Origin of the sequence: Janthinobacterium sp. EB271-G4-7A, from assembly GCF_020858075.1 — a bacterium.
GTDB classification, from domain to species: Bacteria; Pseudomonadota; Gammaproteobacteria; order Burkholderiales; family Burkholderiaceae_D; genus Janthinobacterium; species Janthinobacterium lividum.
Window position 1 is genome coordinate 156,831 of record NZ_JACYMI010000003.1, and the last position, 15,039, is coordinate 171,869.

General features: G+C 61.3%; 18 protein-coding genes. 7 read left to right on the forward strand and 11 right to left on the reverse strand.

What is annotated here, in order from left to right; all coding sequences use genetic code 11:
• Window positions 1–119 precede the first annotated feature (119 nt).
• The gene (locus IGS58_RS21125; RefSeq protein WP_230522610.1) at window positions 120–533 is read right to left on the reverse strand and encodes a hypothetical protein; all 414 of its coding nucleotides are present in this window, start codon (window positions 531–533) and stop codon (window positions 120–122) included.
• A gap of 286 nt (window positions 534–819) precedes the next feature.
• Between IGS58_RS21125 and IGS58_RS21130 the strand changes: the two genes are divergently transcribed.
• Both IGS58_RS21130 and IGS58_RS21135 read left to right on the forward strand, forming a co-directional pair.
• Entirely contained in the window at window positions 820–1,281 is a 462-nt protein-coding gene (locus IGS58_RS21130) for a GNAT family N-acetyltransferase (RefSeq protein WP_230522611.1), read from the forward strand.
• A gap of 152 nt (window positions 1,282–1,433) precedes the next feature.
• The gene (locus tag IGS58_RS21135; RefSeq protein ID WP_230522612.1) at window positions 1,434–1,841 is read left to right on the forward strand and encodes a GNAT family N-acetyltransferase; all 408 of its coding nucleotides are present in this window, start codon (window positions 1,434–1,436) and stop codon (window positions 1,839–1,841) included.
• A gap of 132 nt (window positions 1,842–1,973) precedes the next feature.
• On the opposite strand, the gene IGS58_RS21140 is transcribed toward IGS58_RS21135, so the two are convergent.
• The gene (locus tag IGS58_RS21140) at window positions 1,974–2,645 is read right to left on the reverse strand and encodes a hypothetical protein (protein ID WP_139144124.1); all 672 of its coding nucleotides are present in this window, start codon (window positions 2,643–2,645) and stop codon (window positions 1,974–1,976) included.
• A gap of 91 nt (window positions 2,646–2,736) precedes the next feature.
• Between IGS58_RS21140 and IGS58_RS21145 the strand changes: the two genes are divergently transcribed.
• From IGS58_RS21145 to IGS58_RS21155, 3 genes are all read left to right on the forward strand, one after another.
• A complete protein-coding gene (locus IGS58_RS21145; RefSeq protein ID WP_230522613.1) occupies window positions 2,737–3,261 on the forward strand; it encodes a hypothetical protein in 525 nt (174 codons plus the stop codon).
• A gap of 137 nt (window positions 3,262–3,398) precedes the next feature.
• Entirely contained in the window at window positions 3,399–3,596 is a 198-nt protein-coding gene (locus IGS58_RS21150) for a DUF3079 domain-containing protein (RefSeq protein WP_034786630.1), read from the forward strand.
• A gap of 68 nt (window positions 3,597–3,664) precedes the next feature.
• Window positions 3,665–4,159 (forward strand): prolyl-tRNA synthetase associated domain-containing protein, encoded by a 495-nt coding sequence (locus tag IGS58_RS21155; RefSeq protein ID WP_070255226.1) that lies wholly within the window; start codon window positions 3,665–3,667, stop codon window positions 4,157–4,159.
• 10 nt (window positions 4,160–4,169) lie between these two features.
• Here the strand turns inward: IGS58_RS21155 and IGS58_RS21160 are convergent, their stop codons facing one another.
• Window positions 4,170–5,315, reverse strand: coding sequence for an MFS transporter (locus IGS58_RS21160; RefSeq protein WP_230522777.1), 1,146 nt, complete (start codon window positions 5,313–5,315; stop codon window positions 4,170–4,172).
• A 236-nt stretch (window positions 5,316–5,551) separates the two neighbouring features.
• On the opposite strand from IGS58_RS21160, the gene IGS58_RS21165 reads away from it, so the two are divergent.
• A complete protein-coding gene (locus IGS58_RS21165; RefSeq protein ID WP_230522614.1) occupies window positions 5,552–6,169 on the forward strand; it encodes a TetR/AcrR family transcriptional regulator in 618 nt (205 codons plus the stop codon).
• On the opposite strand, the gene IGS58_RS21170 is transcribed toward IGS58_RS21165, so the two are convergent.
• Both IGS58_RS21170 and IGS58_RS21175 read right to left on the reverse strand, forming a co-directional pair.
• Window positions 6,166–6,636 (reverse strand): GNAT family N-acetyltransferase, encoded by a 471-nt coding sequence (locus tag IGS58_RS21170; RefSeq protein WP_070255217.1) that lies wholly within the window; start codon window positions 6,634–6,636, stop codon window positions 6,166–6,168. The two genes, IGS58_RS21165 and IGS58_RS21170, sit on opposite strands and share 4 nt — an antisense overlap.
• Before the next feature lie 49 nt (window positions 6,637–6,685).
• Window positions 6,686–7,510, reverse strand: a complete 825-nt coding sequence (locus IGS58_RS21175) for an XAC2610-related protein (protein WP_230522615.1) — start codon at window positions 7,508–7,510, stop codon at window positions 6,686–6,688.
• Between IGS58_RS21175 and IGS58_RS21180 the strand changes: the two genes are divergently transcribed.
• The gene (locus IGS58_RS21180; RefSeq protein ID WP_230522616.1) at window positions 7,509–8,165 is read left to right on the forward strand and encodes a tetratricopeptide repeat protein; all 657 of its coding nucleotides are present in this window, start codon (window positions 7,509–7,511) and stop codon (window positions 8,163–8,165) included. The two genes, IGS58_RS21175 and IGS58_RS21180, sit on opposite strands and share 2 nt — an antisense overlap.
• Here the strand turns inward: IGS58_RS21180 and IGS58_RS21185 are convergent.
• From IGS58_RS21185 to IGS58_RS21210, 6 genes are all read right to left on the reverse strand, one after another.
• Window positions 8,152–9,132 carry a ribonuclease Z gene (locus tag IGS58_RS21185; RefSeq protein ID WP_230522617.1) on the reverse strand — a complete coding sequence of 327 codons (981 nt, stop codon included), beginning with the start codon at window positions 9,130–9,132 and terminating at the stop codon, window positions 8,152–8,154. The genes IGS58_RS21180 and IGS58_RS21185 overlap by 14 nt on opposite strands.
• Window positions 9,133–9,178: 46 nt before the next feature.
• Window positions 9,179–10,678 (reverse strand): metal-dependent hydrolase family protein, encoded by a 1,500-nt coding sequence (locus IGS58_RS21190; RefSeq protein WP_230522618.1) that lies wholly within the window; start codon window positions 10,676–10,678, stop codon window positions 9,179–9,181.
• 155 nt (window positions 10,679–10,833) lie between these two features.
• Complete coding sequence (gene fdhD / locus IGS58_RS21195) at window positions 10,834–11,685, reverse strand: formate dehydrogenase accessory sulfurtransferase FdhD (protein WP_230522619.1); 852 nt, start codon at window positions 11,683–11,685, stop codon at window positions 10,834–10,836.
• A gap of 14 nt (window positions 11,686–11,699) precedes the next feature.
• Complete coding sequence (locus IGS58_RS21200; protein WP_230522620.1) at window positions 11,700–12,620, reverse strand: bestrophin family protein; 921 nt, start codon at window positions 12,618–12,620, stop codon at window positions 11,700–11,702.
• A gap of 27 nt (window positions 12,621–12,647) precedes the next feature.
• A complete protein-coding gene (locus tag IGS58_RS21205) occupies window positions 12,648–13,628 on the reverse strand; it encodes a cytochrome d ubiquinol oxidase subunit II (RefSeq protein ID WP_151093570.1) in 981 nt (326 codons plus the stop codon).
• 30 nt (window positions 13,629–13,658) lie between these two features.
• Window positions 13,659–15,038, reverse strand: a complete 1,380-nt coding sequence (locus tag IGS58_RS21210) for a cytochrome ubiquinol oxidase subunit I (protein ID WP_230522621.1) — start codon at window positions 15,036–15,038, stop codon at window positions 13,659–13,661.
• Between the last annotated feature and the right edge of the window lies 1 nt (window position 15,039).

Genomic DNA, 15,039 nt, shown 5'->3' on the forward strand with positions numbered 1-15,039 from the left:
TGTGGTGTGGAACGTAGTCGTGATAGATGTATGATTTTTCAGAAAATACAAATCGACATTGCCAAATTGAAATATTTTTGTCGGCAGTTTCGTCCGCGGCTCAAAATAAGCGGTGTCACTCAGGAGTTTCCTGGAATAACTGTGGCGCGTTGTGGACCCTTGGCGATTGGCACAAACACTTCCCATTTATGTTGTATCGTGGGCTTTACAGTCTTGGCGCAGCTCACCGCAACATTTGATCCAGACAGGCCACGGCTCTTCGGAACCCATTCCACACGCAAAGATACCGCGCATTTCGTCACCAGAATCTTCCGGTTAGGCTCCAAGACCCGCCACCGTGTGCCGTTTTTGGAATTCTCTGCTGCCATGAACTTTACTGCAGCATCCCTGATCTCAAATAAGCCATGTATGTCACCGCGTGTCCGGTCTTCATCAAGAGAGGTGGCGAGTGCCGATGAGACGCCAGCAACAAGAAAAACGGCGGCGACAAAGGAAGCGTACATGCTTCTATTCAAACGTAACGGTGCCAACATATTTACAATCCTTGCCAAGTCTGTTCGATATCAGATAGAGATATGGAAGCTTCCACATTTCCAGTGTGAGCATTGTCACACAAGCTGCCGACAGCTTGCTCGTTTGCTGGCAGGATTGCCTCACGCATGTTGACTCTTCACACCCTTGCGAATGCAGGAAGAATGGAACTGCCCCGTCTACAGTCAACAATCCCGGCTCCAGCGTTTTTGTTCTCCACTGGTGAGTGCGTAGTTTTCGTGGCACGATAGAAGTTCATCGAGTTCTCATTAAACTGACAAGACGCACATGGCTTTTACTTTTCACCCGCTCTCCGATATTGCCAATGATGAATGGCTCGTTCTGTTGAATCACCAGGACGTCATCCGCCACATGCCGCTCGCCACCGAAAGCTGGGATGAGCACACTGTGATGGAATGGGCGAAAGGCAAGGACGCGCAGTGGCAAGCAAATGGCTATGGGCCGTGGGCTATCCGGATTGATGGCGCGTTTGCCGGCTGGGGCGGTTTTCAGAAGGAAGGGCGCGAAGCTGACCTGGCACTGGTATTGCTCCCCGCGTTCTGGGGACATGGTCCTGCGCTGGTTCGCCGGTTCATGCACCGCCGGCTGGAACTGGGTATTGGCCCGGTCACTATCCTGCTGCCGCCCAGCCGCACTCACGTCAAGGGGCTTGCAAGAATCGGCTTCGCATTGGATGGCGAAGTGGAGTATGAGGGCCAATGTTTTTTAAAGTTCCGGGCAATTGACTGAGTTACAGGTGCGTGGCGGAGACGGGAACAGCCCTTATCCCCCGCAACTGCCATACTATGAATACGCCGACATGAGCGATGCTTGTCGAAACAGGCTGCGGCCATATCATGGGTATAGCACGCCCAAGCGCGCTTACCTCCACCTTTGAAAACATGAAAAACATCACCGTAGAATATCGTCACAATTTTCCCCTTGATCCGGTCGATATCGTCCGTGTTTTCGATCAGTCTGGAATCAAGCGCCCCACCGACAATCTCCCGAGAATCGCGCGCATGTTCGCCGCGCCTTGCCTCTTGCTGTCGGCTTGGGTGGATGGGGAGCTGGTAGGATTGGCCCGGTCGTTGACCGACTATGCGTATTGCTGCTATCTGTCGGATCTGGCCGTCAACAAGGATTACCAGGGCTTGGGAATCGGCAAGGAACTTGTCAAGCGCACCCAGGACATCATCGGCGAGGAAGTGTCGTTGATACTGCTCTCCGCCCCGGATGCGATGTCTTACTATCCGACGCTCGGTTTTGAGCCTGCCGGCAATGCCTACGTCATTCGGCGCAAGCATTAAGACGCAAGCTTCCATGCGATGGCTGCGCCACGGGACTTGAATCTCGCCGCTTGCTTATGATGAGTCAGCTTTCACGGCGAACGACGCTCCGTCCAAGCGTATACTAGCTTCATCCGGCGCGCGCGTGCTGTCTTAAGCGCACTCCTTGGCCCAATCGGCTTTTTGATACTTCTTGCGGCACTCGACGCGTTCTTCTTCTTTTGTGAAAGAAAATTCAACAGATTGAACCTGTTTTTGATCATCCGATAAATTGAGATAAATGCCGCGTTTTTTCCACTCGGCATAGGGCTTCATGTCAGCGTCGCTGAAACCCGATGCGTCGGGTTTGCCATACTTGGCAATATAGCGCTGCAGCGGGATGGATGCGTCCGGTACCCAGCGCATGTTGCTTATTTTTAAACTGTTATCGGTGGTTTCATTGGCCAGTTTTGTCCAGTACTCGAAAGTGAATACATCCTTTCTCGTGATCGTGCCTTCGGGGGAAGCTTCGATTTTCTCACTTATCTTCTCAAGCATTTTTCGTTGAAAAGGGCGCATGTCGGAAAATACCAGATATAGCTTGCCTGGAAACCCCGGACCTGAAAGCCGATAGAAACCATCTGACTCCGTTACCCATGCAGCTTCCACGGATTCAATGGTTGCAGCAGGAAATTGTGCCTTGATACTGCCCAGGGTCTGTCCGGCGGTGATGTTTTGAAAGCCTTCCGCCGATACTGCGGCGCAGGCGAGGGTGAAGGAAAGCAGTGCCAGTGCGCGAAAGGTTTTCGAACGTAAGAGCAGGCCAGCCAATATTTTTGAAGACATGGTTATTTGATCAGTGAAGGGAGTTGGTCGATATGAGTGCTTGTTATACTTGGCACTATTATAAAGTGCTGGCATACCCGGAGCGCCATTCATGCAGCCGATATTTTCAACCTTCCATAAGCTACGCCAATTCTCGTCCTCGGAAAAATACAGCTCAATGAAATGCGTGTATACCCTTGCCGAAGCCCTGGCAAAAGACCCCAGCCGCGTCGCCAAAATCCAATCCCTCACCCTCGACAGTTCCAGACCCCACATGGGCCTGAAAGGCAGCGAGGGCCTGTTCGCTTCCGAAGCCTGGTGGAAAAGCATCGAGGCCAAGTGCCTCCAAACACAAATCTTGACGGGCATCATCGATCAAACGTATTTCGCGGGCCAGGACAGCCGCCGTGGCGATCAGGTCAACAGCGTTACCTTGCGCCTGGCGGATGGCTCGACAGTGGACGAGAGCATCTACATGAACGACAAACAGGACATCAAGCTGTTCGTGCCTGGCGCCATGGTGACGATGGTCTACGCGCTGGATGAGCTCAAGGCACAGCCAGCCGCCGACGGCGGTGTCAATGTGGCGCGTATCGTGCTGGAAGTGGCCATCTCCGTCAGAAAAGATAAAGAGTAGGGGACGGCGCCATGCAGATGCTCCAAGATCTGCACAAGCTTGATATTGGACAAGTTTCTAGCTGAAATTGGTTTGACCGCCCACCGCGCCAGGTCTAGAGTCATCAACAAGACCCAACCGACCCCGGCGCCCACACCATGGCCAAGCCTTTTCCCTTGAATCCCAAGAACCCCGAACGCATCTGCTGGGGCTGCGACAAGTATTGTCCGCCGGACGCCATGCGCTGCGGCAATGGTTCCGAGCGCACGCAGCATCCGATCGAGCTGTTTGGCGAGGGCTGGAATGACTGGGGGCTGGCGGCGGCCGATAAGGAAGAGGCGGAGAAAAAACCTTAAGGCTAAGCACAGCGAGCTGTGCAGCGACCCGCTACAATTCCTCATTGCGTCCGAGCTGAGGAGTCTCCATGCAAGAAACCCTGTCCCGCTGGCTGGCAAGCAGCGCCGGCGATTACACCCTGGCCGAACACCCGGCCGTCCACACCATCGACGAGGCGCTGATCCACGTGCCAGCCATGCCTGGCCTGATGGTAAAAAACCTGTTCGTGCGCGATGAAAAGGGTCGGCGGCATTTTCTCGTCATCGTGCCTTTCGACAAGCGCATCGACTTGGCGGCGCTGGGGCGGCTGTTGCCGGCCAGTAAGCTGAGCATGGCTTCGCCTGAACGCTTGCTCCAGCATCTGGGCATCACGCCGGGGTCCGTCAGCCTGTTTGCGCTGATCCACGACAGCGCGCAGGCGGTGGAACTGGTGCTGGACCAGGCCGTATGGGAAGCTGGTTCTGTGCAAGCCCATCCCTTGCGCAATACGGCCACGGTGGCGCTGTCGCATGCCACCCTGGTCGATTTCCTCGCCCATACTGGACACGTACCCCGCATTCTGAGCGTGCCGGCGGCTGATTAAACGCGTTGTATCAATGCCCGGCCACGGACGCGCCGCCGCTGCGCCGTCCCGGCCGGAAGCCGTGCGCGCGGGCCGACCAGGCGACGAGGAGCGCCAGCACCAGCAAGCTGACCATTGCCCACGGGAAGGCGTCCGCGCCCCACGTTTCCAGAAGGGCGCCGCCGACCACGCCCGCGGCCGCAATCGCGCCATTCCACGCCACTACGTTCATCGACAAGGCCACGTCGGCGCCACTGCCTGCCGTGTCGGCCAGCGCCGTCTGCAACAGTGTTGCCGCGCCGCCAAAGGACAAGCCCCAGACGGCCATGCCCAGGTAGATCACAGCGGGAATGTGCGATGCGACGCCCAGCACGAAGGCCGTCGCGGCGAACACGGCCAGGCTGGCCAGCACGGTGGCGCGCAAGTGGCGCTCGACCAGCTTGCCCGTGATCCAGATGCCAGCCATGGCGGCGGCGCCGAAGACGAGCAGCACCAGATCGACTCGCTCCGTCAATCCGGCCGGCGCCACGAATGGGGCGATGTAGGTGTAGAGAATATTGTGTGCCAACATCCAGGCGATGACGACGGCCAGCACGGGGCGCACGCCCGGCGTCGTGAAGACGCGGCGCAAGGGCAGGCGCTCATGGACGGATTGGCCCGGGTAATCCGGCACCTTGGCCAGCACCCAGGCGATGAGGATCAATGTCAGTGCTGAAATGATCCAGAACGCGGCGCGCCAGCCGACGAGCGAACCGAACAAGGTGCCCAGCGGCACGCCCAAGGACAGGGCGACCGGTGCGCCCACCATGGCCAGCGCCAAGGCGCGGCCTTGCTGGTGGGGCGCCACCATGCGCCGCGCATAGCCGGCTAGCAAGCTCCATGCCAGTCCGGCCGCCATGCCGGCAAAGAAGCGGGCCGCCAGGGTCAGCCAGTAGTGCGACGACAGGGCCGTGACGGTATTGAACACGAGAAATCCGATGATGGTCAGCAACAGCACGTTGCGGCGGCGCCAGCCGCGGGTGGCGATGGTGAGCGGAATGGCTGCCAGCAGGGAGCCGAGGGCATAGGCCGTGACCATTTGCCCGGCCAGCGCGGCGCTGATGCCGAGTCCAGCGCTGATCTGCGGCAGCAAGCCGGCGGGCAGGGTTTCCGTGACGATGCAGATAAAACCCGTCATGGCCAGGGCCAGCAGGCCGGCGACGGGGAGGCGGTCAGCCAGCGCGGGGCTGGCTCCGGTGGTGATAGTGGCGAGATTCACGGCGAACATCCTTGTAAAGAGATCAGGCGCAGGAGCGCCCCTGACCGTCGTTGCGGTACATATGTATCGATCGGTATAAATATAGGTGATGACGTGCCGCGTTGTCAATGACTTCTGTATCGAGTAGTATGTAAGTAAATGAGGAGGAGCGAAGGATGGCGCAAATGGGACGGCCGCGCACGTTCGACCGGCAGGCAGCGGTCGAGCAGGCCATGTTTTTATTCTGGCAGCAGGGATATGAATCGACGTCCTTGAGCCAGCTCAAGGCGAGCCTGGGCGGCGGCATTTCCGCGCCCAGTTTTTATGCGGCGTTCGGTTCGAAGGAAGCGCTGTTCCGCGAAGCGGCACAATGCTATCTGGACACGTTTGCCCGCGTGACGGAGTGCCTGTGGGATGATAGCCTGGCGCCGCGCGCGGCCATCGAGCTGGCCTTGCGCCAGTCGGCCAGCATGCAGTCCGAGCCGGGACATCCGCCCGGCTGCATGGTGGCGCTCGGCTGCATGAGCGCGCCGACGGCCGAACACGCGGCCGTGGCCGCGCCCCTCACGCATTCGCGCGCCCGCACGCGCGCCGGCTTCGTGCGCTGCGTCGAGCGGGGCATGGCCAGCGGCGACCTGCCTGGTGATATGGATGCCGTGGCGCTGGCGTCCGTCTTCGACAGCTTTCTATCGGGCGTGGCTATCCAGGCCCGCGATGGCGTGGGCTACACCGTGTTTGACTCTGCCATCACGCAAATCATGCGCGTGTGGGATGCCAACCGCTTGGCAGCCTAGGCCGTAAAGCGGAATTCCAGCACATCGTCGCCATACTTGTCCGTCTCGCCCGTCGCGGTCCAGCCCAGGTAGCGGTAAAAACCGTAGGAGCGCGAGGCGGGGTCGTTGGAGCAGCCGAGGAACAGCCGTTGGTGGCCTTGCGCGCGCAGTTCCGTCATCACCAATTCCAGCAAGGTCTTGCCGATACCTAAGCCTTCGAATTCCGGCAGCAGGGCCAGGACGATGATTTCGCCCGTGTCGCGCTCGCCAAAGCAGTAGCCGACCAGCTGGCCGTCGTGATGGCAGACCTGGCCAGGCAGGCTGCCCGAGTGCATCATCTCGGCCCAGGAGTCGGCCGTGATGCCCACTTCCGCCAGGCGTTCCGCGGGAATGGCGTTTTGCCGCGTCTTGCCGCGCAAGTCGATGAAGGCTGGCGTGTCTTCCGCCTTGGCGGAATGGAAAGTAATCGATGTTGGGTGTGTCGTCATGTATTTGCTCGATGGTGTGGGATGAATGGCGGGCAGGGCAGGATAAAAATCATTCCCAGGGTTTGCGCATGATTTTCGCGTGACGCTGCCAGTCAACTAGTTTTGTATTCTCGATGGCCTGCTGGCCGGGGTTGCTGCTATCGATGATTTCATCCTTGACGATGATCATGTCGTTTTTGTCATTCAAGCGATATTCCCGATAGCGCTCGCAATCCTGTTCGCGCCGCGCGGTGGTGATTAATTTGCTGGCCCGCCACGCATAGCTGTCTTCATAAAAGCATTGCGCCGCGCAGCCGCAATTGGCGATGCCGCCTTCGATTCTTTGATCGTTCATGCCGATATCCAGATTTGGAATGGCCGATAATGGCTTGTTGAAACTGTATTGTTTCGCCGGCGCATCCCATAGCCATACATCGGAACAGCGGATGCGCCCTTGGCTATCCGTATAGCCGGTGACCCACAGGTCGGCATGGCCGTCGAAATTCATGTCCAGCAGCAGCGCGTGCAAATTGCCCGTGCCGCTGCTGCTGCAACGGCCATTGAGCCACTGCTTCCCGATTTTCAGCTGATACGTCTGTTTTTCATCGTGATTCGCATAACGGATATTGGCCGCTTGCCACACTTTGCCTGTCACTGCTTTATCCAGATGCAAGGTGCCAGCATAAACCGAGGTGGAAATCAGGGATAAAAGCAGAGCAATCAGTTTCATGGCGATATTCGTGGACGGGCGTTGGGGCAAATGCCCCGATTGCATCAGGCGGAGAGTGATCATACTGCAGGATTTGGGCAGTGCGCCACACCATTCCCTATCGTACATTCTGCGCGGAACGGTGCTGTGTACAATGCCCGAAAATCCCCGAACAAGGAATTCCATGACATCCTCTCCTGAATCTTTTAATGAAGCGGGTATTCTCGCTTATAACGACGGCAATTACGCCGAGGCATTCAAGCAATTCGATGCGGCCGCGCGCACCGGCGATCCGGCCGGCCAGCATTTATTGGCCAGCCTGTATTACCAGGGCCATGGCGTGACGCAAGATTTGCCGAAAGCGGTGGCATTGTTTACGGCGGCCGCGCAGGCGGGTTTTCCGCCAGCGCTGGCCAATCTGGCCCTGATGTATGCGAGCGGCGATGGCGTCGCGCAAGACATGGCGCAATCGCTCGCGTATGGCCGCCAGGCGGCCGAGGCGGGCGATGGCCAGTCGCAATTCAACCTGGCGCAGGCTTACCGCAAGGGCGATGGCGTACCGCAAGACTTTGCCGAAGCGGCGTTCTGGTACAAGCAGGCGGCCGAAGCCGGTTCCCTGTCGGCGCAGAATGAATATGGCTTGCTGTACGCGCAAGGGCAGGGCGTGGAGCTCGACTACGTGCAGGCGTATGCGTGGATCGCCATGCCGGCCGAGGCAGGCAGCGTGCAATCGATCAAGAACCGCGACCAGTTGCTGGAAATCCTCACGCCGTCACAGCAGCAGGCGGCGCGCGCGCTGGCCGCCGAGTATGCGGCGCAGTATGGCGTCAATCCCCACTGAACGACGATTTCCCCGGCTGCTTGGTGAGCGCACCCGCCGCGTCGAGTTCATAGCTGTCGAAATCGCGCGCCAGGAACAGTTCGCCCGAATAATGCAGCCGGGCTTCCGCTTCCAGCTCGGCCATGCCGTCCGCATTGTGATAGCGGGCGCTGAAGTGGGTGAGGATCAGGTTCGGCAAGCGCACCGCTTCGGCGAACTGCGCCACGCGCTGCACGGAACTGTGCGTGGGGCCGGGCCCCACTTTCTGCAGCATCGCTTCCGTGTAGGTGGCTTCATGCACGAGCAATTGCGCATCCGCGCAAGCCTCCGCCAGCAAGGCCGGCGTGTCGTTGTCGCCGCCTATCACTACCGTGGCGCGCTGCGTTTCCACCTGGCGGAAAGCGGCGGCGTTCAAGACCGTGCCGTCTTCGAGCAGCGCCTCCTGGCCAGCTTGCAAGAGTCCCCAGGCGGGGCCGGGCGGCACGCCCGCTGCCTGCAGGGCCGCCTTGTCCAGCTTCCACCTGCTCGTTTCCAGCGCGAAACGATAACCGACGCTCGGCGCGCGGTGCGACAGCGCATGGCGCGAGACGGTCAAGCCCGCTTCCTCGTAGACCACTGGCGCGCTGTCCACGTCGATGTGGATCAGCGGATACGTCAGGAACAGTTCCGTGTGCAGCAGTGTCGCGTCGATCCAGGCCTTGATGGCGGCCGGGGCGATCAGCAGCAAGGGCTTCTTGCGCCCCGTCATCGAGGCGCTGGCCAGCAAGCCCGGCAGCCCGTAGCTGTGGTCGCCATGTACGTGGGTGATGCAAATGCCCACCAGGTCGTGCACGGACAGGGGCAGGCGCTGCAGCCGGTGCTGCGTGGCTTCGCCGCAATCGATCATCCACCAGTCGCGGTTGTGCGTGGTTTGCAGGGCCAGCGACGTGACGTTGCGGTGGCGCGTGGGCACGCCGGAAGACGTGCCGAGAAAAGTCAGTTTGAACATGGGCGCATTATGCGGCAAGCCACCGCCGTTGCCAACGCGCCCGCCTTCAGCCTGCCAATGGCGCGCGCAATTTGTCCTTGTAGATGCGCCCGTTCTTCATGATCAGCAGCAGGTTTTCTTCCGGCCTGGCGAGGAAATCGAGATTCTTCGCGGGGTCGCCATCGGCCACCAGCAAGTCGGCTAGCGCTCCCGCGGCCAGCTTGCCCAAGGTGCCCGGGTAGGGCGAGCGCTGGCCGGACAGGGCCAGCAGTTCGCCATTTTGCCCCGTCGCCTGCGCCAGCAAGGTCAGGGGATCGTAAAAGCGCGTGAGTTTCGCCAACTGGCGGCCCTGCGTGGGCGTGTTTTTCGCGTTGAACAGGATGTCCGTGCCCCAGCCCGTCCTGATGCCGTACTTTTGCGCCAGCGCATATGCCTTCACCGTGCCCTCCGAGACAATAGCCTGGCTGGCCTTGCGCGCCACATCGGGATAGACATTCGCATCCGCGTCTTGCAGGAAAGGCTGCAGGCTCCACCACGTGCCCGTGTCGCGCATCATGCGCACGGATTCGTCGTCGGCCAGCTGGCCATGCTCGATGCTGCGCACGCCTGCGCGGATGGCCCGCTGTATGCCTTTCGGCGTGTAGACGTGGGTCATCACATACGTGCCCCAGTCGGCGGCCGCTTCCACGCCGGCGCGCAGTTCGCGTTCCGAATACTGCGTGCTGTCGAGCGGGTCGTACATCGAAGCGACGCCGCCGCCAGCCATCATCTTGATTTGCGTCGCGCCCAGCATCAATTGTTCGCGCACGCGGCGCAGCACTTCCGCCTCGCCATCGGCGATCATGGCCATGCCCGCCGTTTCCGCCATGCCCAGCGGTGCATTGGCAGCGCGCGGGATGTCCGAGCGCAAACGGAAGTCGCCATGGCCCGAGGTTTGCGAAATCATGGCGCCCGACGGAAAGATGCGGGGGCCGTCGACGATGCCTTCATCGATGGCGCGCTGTAATGCAAAGGCGGGGCCGCCAGGATCGCGCACGGACGTAAAGCCCCGCAGCAGGGTGCGCTGCGCTTCCTGCGCCGCCACCAGGTATAGATAGCCGACGTCGGACGTCATGGCCGTCACCTGGTTGATGGCGGCGAGCATGGTGTGCCAGTGGGCGTCGATCAGGCCCGGCATCACCAGCTTGCCCTGGCAATCGATCACTTGCGCGCCGTCCACCTTTTCGCCGGCCGGCAACAGGGCGGTAATGGTCGGGCCCGTCACCAGCACGTGGATGCCGGAGCGGGGCGCCTTGCCCGTGCCGTCGAACAGGCGCAGATTGGTCAGCAGCAGGGGGCGCTGGGGCGTTTGCGGCTGCTGGGCGATGGCGTTGCCGGTGGACAGGCCGAGGCCGACGAAGGGTGCCAGCATGGCGGCCGCGCCGCCGAGAAACTGCCGGCGCCGCATGTCGGCCATCACCCGCTGGTGCAAGATGGTGAAGACGGTGCCGCCGCAATCGCAGGCGCGCGGTTTCAAGCCGCCCGTTTGCCACGTATCGATCAGATGCTGCTCCTGTGCCAGTGCCATCGCCGCCATCCTTTCATCGCTGCCGCGCCAGGAGAGTGGCTGCAGGCAAAGTTAACAATAGGAAACTATTCCCATTGAAAGCCCGCAGCGTCGGCAAGTCAAGCGTGCACTTGCTTTACAGCAAAGAATGCAGCATCTGCCGTTAAAGGTACATGCTAAGGTGCATGCTGGCCGCTATCTTCCCCGTCGCCGGCCGTGTAATCGACAAAGCCGTCGCGGCGGCAAAAGCTGGCCAGCTGCATGCCGGCCTGGCGCGCGATGCGGATGGCCAGCGAGGTGGGTGCCGAGATGGTGGCGACGAGCCCGATATGCATGCGCGCCGACTTGCGCACCAGTTCATAGCTGGCGCGGCTGGAGAGGAAGACGAAGCCGTCGTGCATGGCGATGCGGTGCAGGGCCAGGTAGCCGATCAGTTTATCGAGGCCATTGTGCCGGCCCACATCCTCGAACACCTTCACGATGGCGCCTTCGGCCGTGCACCAGGCGGCCGCATGCACGCCGCCCGTCTTGTGCATCAATTCCTGGTACGGCAGCAGTTCGCGCGCGGCGCGGCCGAGGATGGCGCTGCTGGCGACCAGCGGCGGAAGGGGCCGCGTGATCTTTTCCGGCACCAGGTCCAGCAGGGCCAGGCTTTCGATGCCGCACACGCCGCAACCGGTGCGCCCTGTCAGCGCGCGGCGGCGGGCCTTGAGCTTGATCAAATCCGGCTGCGCAATGGTCAGCCGCACTTCCGCGCTATCCTCGCCGCAACACACATCGAGGTCGTAGATGTCGCGCACGCTGCCGACGATACCTTCGGTCAAGGTAAAGCCGACGGCGAATTCCTCCAGGTCGCGCGGCGTGGCCATCATCACGGCGTGGGCGATGCCGTTGTAGACGAGGGCCACGGGATACTCCTCGGCCACCATGTCGCGGCCCGCCGTGACCACGCCCCCCTGGTGGCGCACCATGGGAACGTCCAGGTAGCCGTCGCGTTCGATGGTGGTGATGCCGATATCGCATTCCATGATTTTTCCTCCGGTTAATCGATCTGATAGCGTGGGCAGGGCCGTATCGACGGTGGCAGCGGGTCGCCATGCAATTCCAGCAGTGAGCGTTCCGTTTCCCGCGTCATGGCGTTCAGGGCCAGGCAGTTGGGTGCCAGGCCGAACGGTTCGGCGATCTGCTGCGCGATGGCTTCCAGCGCAAACAGGGTGTAGGCGACAAAGACGGAAATGAGGGGCGTGGCCACGCCGATGGCGTCCACCAGGCCCAGCGGCAGTAAAAAACAGTACATGTAGACGGTGCGGTGCACCAGCACGCCGTACGGATACGGTATCGGCGTGTTCTTGATGCGCTCGCAACCGGCCACGGTGGCGGCCAGGTCGTTGAGCTGGGTGTCTAGCATCCACAGCAGCTGCGCCTGGCCCGGCTGGCGCTGCACGGCGTCATGCAGCATGGCCCGCACCGTGTGCAGCACGGCGACGGGCTTGAAGTTCAGTCCCTGCAAGCGCTGCACTTCTTCGGCCGGCAGGTAGCGCGCCAGGTCTTCCTGCGGGTCCGTCTGGCGCAACTGGTGCTTGAGCGCGTAGACGAAGGCGATCAGCCGGTTCATCAGCAACTCATGGTCGAGCCCGCTCGTCTCCCGTGGCAGATACGTGAGCGCCTGCGAGGCCAGGGCCCGCGCGGCGATCAGCAATTGCCCCCAGATATGCCGCGCCTCGACAAAGCGCGCATAGCTGGCGTTATTGCGAAAGCCGAGAAAGATCGCCAGGCTGATGCCGACCATGGGAAACGGCGCCGTATCGAGCGGAATCTTGACGCCGAAGATGCGGCCATCCGTCAGCAGGGCCAGCGAACTGACGACCAGCATCAGCAGCAATTGCGGGATGATGGCTTGCAGCACCGAGCCATCCCAGACGAACAGCATGCGAAACCAGTTGGTGGTGGGGCGGATAATCATGATGGAATGCGCATGCCGTGATGCCGGTTAATGTTTCCGGGGCACGACTTTGCCCTCGAAGACGTAGTATTGGAACAGGTTGTAGCCGATCATGATCGGCAGCATGGAACCCATGCCGATCAGCATGAAGATCAAGGTCGGTTCATCCGATGCGGCCGCCGCGATGCTCAGCTTGCCCGGCACGAGGTCGGGGAAAAAGCTGATGGCCAGGCCCGCGAACGAGGCCAGGAATAGCACGATGGCGCCGCGGAACGGTCCGCGCACGCCGTTCACATGCACGGCCCACAGGATGTAGATGAAGGCGCTGGCGGCGATGGCGGCCAGGGCCAGCAGCACGCCGAACACGCCCGGCTGCGCCCAGCGGTCGTGGCCGATGGCGCTGAAGACCATGGTGCCGGCCGACAGCACGATGGCGGCCGCGACAGTCGCCAGCACGCTGGCCGTGGCATAGCGGCGCGCCGCCGCTTCCAGCTGGCCGCCCGTCTTCTTGATCAGGTAAGTGCTGCCCAGGAGGCAATAGCCGGCCACCACGCCCAGCGCCGTGCAAGCCGTGAAAATACCGCTCAGCCAGCCCGGCTGCAAGCCCGTGATGACCTCGCCCAGCACCACGCCTTGCGCCACGGCGGCCAGCAGGCTGCCCACGCCGAAGACCACGTCCCACAGGCGCTTGTTGCCGGCCGCATGGCGGAACTCGATCGAGGCGCCGCGCATGATCAGGCTGGCGATCAGCAGCATGATGGGAATGTACAGCTGTTCCAGCAAGGTGGCATAGGCGCTGGGAAAGGCGCCGAACAGGGCGCCGCCCACCACCACCAGCCAGGTTTCGTTGGCGTCCCACACGTGGGCGATCGATTGGAAGATCAGGTTGCGTTCCTGCTCGCGGCGGGTGAACAGGCTGAGGATGCCCACGCCCAGGTCGAAACCGTCCGTGACCACGTAAAAGATCAGCATCAGGCCGATCAGGCCGAACCAGGCATTGCCCAGCATGGCATGCGAATTCATATCCATTACACACTCCTCGTCAGATAGCGGCGCATTTCAATACCCCGCAGCATGGGCGGCGTCCGGCAGCGGCAGCGCCACGTCCGGGCCTTGTTGCAGCCATTTCTTGGCAAACACAAAGAAGGTGACGAACAGCACGATGTAAAACACGAAGAACATCAGCATGCTGCCGGCCACGGCGTGGGCCGCCACGTCGGAGACGGCGTCGCGCGTACGCAGCAAGCCGTACACGACCCACGGCTGGCGACCGACTTCGCGCACGATCCAGCCGCACTCAACGGCGATATACGGCAGCGGTATCGTCAGCACCCAGGCCAGCAGCAGCTTGCGGTTGCGCACGAACTCTTCCACCCGCCCCCCCACCTTGCGCCAGGCCACGAAGGTCCAGAACGACAGCAGCACGAACCACATGCCGATGCCGGCCATGGCGCGGAAGGCGTAGTACAGCAACGGCAGCATGGGCGGCTGGTCTTCACGGGCGATGTCGGCCAGGCCCGTGATCTTGCCCGTGGCGCTATGCGTGGCGATCACGCTGAGCATGCCGGGCACTTCGATGGACCAGTCATTCTTTTGCTCCGCCTGGTTAGGCCAGGCCAGCAGGGACCAGGCCGCCCCTTCGCCATCAGGATTCGTGTGCCAGTGGCCTTCGATGGCCGCGCCCTTGGCTGGCTGGGTCTTGAAGACGTCGACGCCGCTCGAATCGCCGAGCCAGACTTGCAACGGCGCAATCACCAACAGCAACATCAGCGCCAGCTTGAACGAGCGGGCGAAGAAGGCCGGTTCGCGGCGCTTGAACATATACCAGGCGGAAATGCCGGCGATGACGAACAAGCCCGTTTCCACGGCGGCCACCCACATGTGGCCCACGGCCCAGGCCATGTCGGGATTGAAGATGGCAGCCACGTAATCGGTGACGATGATCTTGCCGTCCACCACGCGCACGCCGGCCGGCGTCTGCATCCAGGAATTGGCGACCATGATCCAGAACGAGGAAATGCTTGACCCGAGCGCCACCATGCCGGTGGCAAACAGATGCACGCCCTTCGGTACGCGGCCCCAGCCGAACATCATGATGCCGATGAAGCCCGCTTCCAGCATGAAGGCCATGGCGCCCTCGAAGCCGAGGATGTTGCCGATGAACTGGCCGGAATGGTGCGAAAACGGCGCCCAGTTGGTGCCGAACTGGAATTCCAGGGGAATCCCGCTGACGACGCCGACGGCAAAGTTCAGTACCAGCAGCTTGCTCCAGAAGCGCGCGTGGCGGTAGTAGACGGGGTCGCTGGTGCGCAGCCACAGCGCCTCGACAACGAACAGGAACAGCGACAGGCTGATCGTCAATATGGGCCACAGGATGTGGAAGATGGCTGTCATCGCAAATTGCGCGCGCGACAGGTCCAGGGTATCGAAACCGAACATG

Excerpts from the sequence above, each read along its gene's own strand:
- IGS58_RS21125 (WP_230522610.1), bottom strand. The coding sequence starts at position 533 with ATGTTGGCACCGTTACGTTTGAATAGAAGCATGTACGCTTCCTTTGTC.
- IGS58_RS21130 (WP_230522611.1), top strand. The coding sequence starts at position 820 with ATGGCTTTTACTTTTCACCCGCTCTCCGATATTGCCAATGATGAATGG.
- IGS58_RS21135 (WP_230522612.1), top strand. The coding sequence starts at position 1,434 with ATGAAAAACATCACCGTAGAATATCGTCACAATTTTCCCCTTGATCCG.
- IGS58_RS21140 (WP_139144124.1), bottom strand. The coding sequence starts at position 2,645 with ATGTCTTCAAAAATATTGGCTGGCCTGCTCTTACGTTCGAAAACCTTT.
- IGS58_RS21145 (WP_230522613.1), top strand. The coding sequence starts at position 2,737 with ATGCAGCCGATATTTTCAACCTTCCATAAGCTACGCCAATTCTCGTCC.
- IGS58_RS21150 (WP_034786630.1), top strand. The coding sequence starts at position 3,399 with ATGGCCAAGCCTTTTCCCTTGAATCCCAAGAACCCCGAACGCATCTGC.
- IGS58_RS21155 (WP_070255226.1), top strand. The coding sequence starts at position 3,665 with ATGCAAGAAACCCTGTCCCGCTGGCTGGCAAGCAGCGCCGGCGATTAC.
- IGS58_RS21160 (WP_230522777.1), bottom strand. The coding sequence starts at position 5,315 with ATGACGGGTTTTATCTGCATCGTCACGGAAACCCTGCCCGCCGGCTTG.
- IGS58_RS21165 (WP_230522614.1), top strand. The coding sequence starts at position 5,552 with ATGGCGCAAATGGGACGGCCGCGCACGTTCGACCGGCAGGCAGCGGTC.
- IGS58_RS21170 (WP_070255217.1), bottom strand. The coding sequence starts at position 6,636 with ATGACGACACACCCAACATCGATTACTTTCCATTCCGCCAAGGCGGAA.
- IGS58_RS21180 (WP_230522616.1), top strand. The coding sequence starts at position 7,509 with ATGACATCCTCTCCTGAATCTTTTAATGAAGCGGGTATTCTCGCTTAT.
- IGS58_RS21175 (WP_230522615.1), bottom strand. The coding sequence starts at position 7,510 with ATGGAATTCCTTGTTCGGGGATTTTCGGGCATTGTACACAGCACCGTT.
- IGS58_RS21185 (WP_230522617.1), bottom strand. The coding sequence starts at position 9,132 with ATGTTCAAACTGACTTTTCTCGGCACGTCTTCCGGCGTGCCCACGCGC.
- IGS58_RS21190 (WP_230522618.1), bottom strand. The coding sequence starts at position 10,678 with ATGGCACTGGCACAGGAGCAGCATCTGATCGATACGTGGCAAACGGGC.
- fdhD (WP_230522619.1), bottom strand. The coding sequence starts at position 11,685 with ATGGAATGCGATATCGGCATCACCACCATCGAACGCGACGGCTACCTG.
- IGS58_RS21200 (WP_230522620.1), bottom strand. The coding sequence starts at position 12,620 with ATGATTATCCGCCCCACCACCAACTGGTTTCGCATGCTGTTCGTCTGG.
- IGS58_RS21205 (WP_151093570.1), bottom strand. The coding sequence starts at position 13,628 with ATGGATATGAATTCGCATGCCATGCTGGGCAATGCCTGGTTCGGCCTG.
- IGS58_RS21210 (WP_230522621.1), bottom strand. The coding sequence starts at position 15,038 with ATGTTCGGTTTCGATACCCTGGACCTGTCGCGCGCGCAATTTGCGATG.